Annotated in this window: 1 rRNA gene; it reads right to left on the bottom strand. The window is 54.5% G+C overall.

The features are described from left to right. Positions 1–2,889 (bottom strand): 23S ribosomal RNA (locus tag VQ00_RS15625); the annotation flags it as partial. Between the last annotated feature and the right edge of the window lie 72 nt (positions 2,890–2,961).

Consider the following 2,961-nt stretch of genomic DNA (forward strand, 5'->3'; position numbering starts at 1 on the left):
CCGCACGTCCACCCCGAACCTATCTACCTCGTCTTCTTCAAGGGATCTTACTTACTTGCGTAATGGGAAATCTCATCTTGAGGGGGGCTTCATGCTTAGATGCTTTCAGCACTTATCCCGTCCACACGTAGCTACCCAGCGATGCCTCTGGCGAGACAACTGGTACACCAGCGGTGTGTCCATCCCGGTCCTCTCGTACTAAGGACAGCTCCTCTCAAATTTCCTGCGCCCGCGACGGATAGGGACCGAACTGTCTCACGACGTTCTGAACCCAGCTCGCGTACCGCTTTAATGGGCGAACAGCCCAACCCTTGGGACCGACTACAGCCCCAGGATGCGATGAGCCGACATCGAGGTGCCAAACCTCCCCGTCGATGTGGACTCTTGGGGGAGATAAGCCTGTTATCCCCGGGGTAGCTTTTATCCGTTGAGCGATGGCCCTTCCATGCGGAACCACCGGATCACTAAGCCCGACTTTCGTCCCTGCTCGACTTGTAGGTCTCGCAGTCAAGCTCCCTTGTGCCTTTACACTCTGCGAATGATTTCCAACCATTCTGAGGGAACCTTTGGGCGCCTCCGTTACATTTTAGGAGGCGACCGCCCCAGTCAAACTGCCCGCCTGACACTGTCTCCCACCCGGATTACGGGTGCGGGTTAGAATTTCAACACAGTCAGGGCAGTATCCCACCAGCGCCTCCACCGAAGCTGGCGCTCCGGCTTCCAAGGCTCCTGCCTATCCTGTGCAGACTGTGCCAAAATTCAATATCAGGCTGCAGTAAAGCTCCACGGGGTCTTTCCGTCCTGTCGCGGGTAACCTGCATCTTCACAGGTACTATAATTTCACCGAGTCTCTCGTTGAGACAGTGCCCAGATCGTTGCGCCTTTCGTGCGGGTCGGAACTTACCCGACAAGGAATTTCGCTACCTTAGGACCGTTATAGTTACGGCCGCCGTTTACTGGGGCTTCAATTCAGACCTTCGCTTGCGCTAAGCCCTCCTCTTAACCTTCCAGCACCGGGCAGGCGTCAGCCCCTATACGTCGCCTTGCGGCTTTGCAGAGACCTGTGTTTTTGCTAAACAGTCGCCTGGGCCTATTCACTGCGGCTCTCTCGGGCTTTAACACCCTACCAGAGCACCCCTTCTCCCGAAGTTACGGGGTCATTTTGCCGAGTTCCTTAACGAGAGTTCACTCGCTCACCTTAGGATTCTCTCCTCGCCTACCTGTGTCGGTTTGCGGTACGGGCGCCCGCAGCCTCGCTAGAGGCTTTTCTTGGCAGTGTGGAATCAGGAACTTCGGTACTTAATTTCCCTCGCCATCACAGCTCCGCCTTCATGGTAACGGGATTTGCCTCGTTACCGGCCTAACTGCTTGGACGCGCATCCATTCGCGCGCTTGCCCTATCCTCCTGCGTCCCCCCGTTGCTGATAACGGCTGCTGGGCGGTACAGGAATATCAACCTGTTCTCCATCGCCTACGCCTTTCGGCCTCGGCTTAGGTCCCGACTAACCCTGAGAGGACGAGCCTTCCTCAGGAAACCTTGGGCATTCGGTGGAAGGGATTCTCACCCTTCTTTCGCTACTCATACCGGCATTCTCACTTCCAGGCGCTCCACCAGTCCTTCCGGTCTGGCTTCACCGCCCCTGGAACGCTCTCCTACCACTGATACCAACGGTATCAATCCACAGCTTCGGTGCTACGTTTAGCCCCGGTACATTTTCGGCGCAGAGTCACTCGACCAGTGAGCTATTACGCACTCTTTAAATGGTGGCTGCTTCTAAGCCAACATCCTGGTTGTCTGGGCAACTCCACATCCTTTTCCACTTAACGTAAACTTTGGGACCTTAGCTGGTGGTCTGGGCTGTTTCCCTCTTGACTACGGATCTTATCACTCGCAGTCTGACTCCCAAATATAAGTTTCTGGCATTCGGAGTTTGTCTGAATTCGGTAACCCGGGATGGGCCCCTAGTCCAAACAGTGCTCTACCTCCAGAACTCTTCATTTGAGGCTAGCCCTAAAGCTATTTCGGAGAGAACCAGCTATCTCCAGGTTCGATTGGAATTTCACCGCTACCCACACCTCATCCCCGCACTTTTCAACGTGCGTGGGTTCGGACCTCCAGTGAGTGTTACCTCACCTTCATCCTGGACATGGGTAGATCACCTGGTTTCGGGTCTACGACCTCATACTCATTCGCCCTGTTCAGACTCGCTTTCGCTGCGGCTCCGCATCTTCTGCTTAACCTTGCATGAAATCGTAACTCGCCGGTTCATTCTACAAAAGGCACGCCATCACCCATGAACGGGCTCTGACTACTTGTAGGCACACGGTTTCAGGATCTGTTTCACTCCCCTTCCGGGGTGCTTTTCACCTTTCCCTCACGGTACTGGTTCACTATCGGTCACTAGGGAGTATTTAGCCTTGGGAGATGGTCCTCCCGGATTCCGACGGAATTCCTCGTGTTCCGCCGTACTCAGGATCCACTCTGGAGAGAAGAAAATGCCGGCTACAGGGCTGTTACCTTGTTTCGCGGGCCTTTCCAGACCGCTTCGCCTATTCTCTTCCTTTGTAACTCCGTATAGAGTGTCCTACAACCCCAGAAGGCAAGCCTTCTGGTTTGGGCTATGTCCCGTTTCGCTCGCCGCTACTCAGGGAATCGCGTTTGCTTTCTCTTCCTCCGGGTACTTAGATGTTTCAGTTCCCCGGGTCTGCCTCCTCCTGCCCTATGTATTCAGGCAGGGGTGCCACCCCATTACGGATGGCGGGTTTCCCCATTCGGATATCTCCGGATCAAAGCTTACTTACAGCTCCCCGGAGCATTTCGGTGTTAGTCCCGTCCTTCGTCGGCTCCTAGTGCCAAGGCATCCACCGTGCGCCCTTTCTAACTTAACCTAAAATGGCGGTGTATCTTACTCGGTTTTTTATGCGTTGGTCATACAATGTGTTGCTTCTATCCAGTTTTCA

Origin of the sequence: Domibacillus tundrae (genome assembly GCF_000970675.1) — a bacterium.
Lineage (GTDB): Bacteria > Bacillota > Bacilli > Bacillales > Domibacillaceae > Domibacillus > Domibacillus tundrae.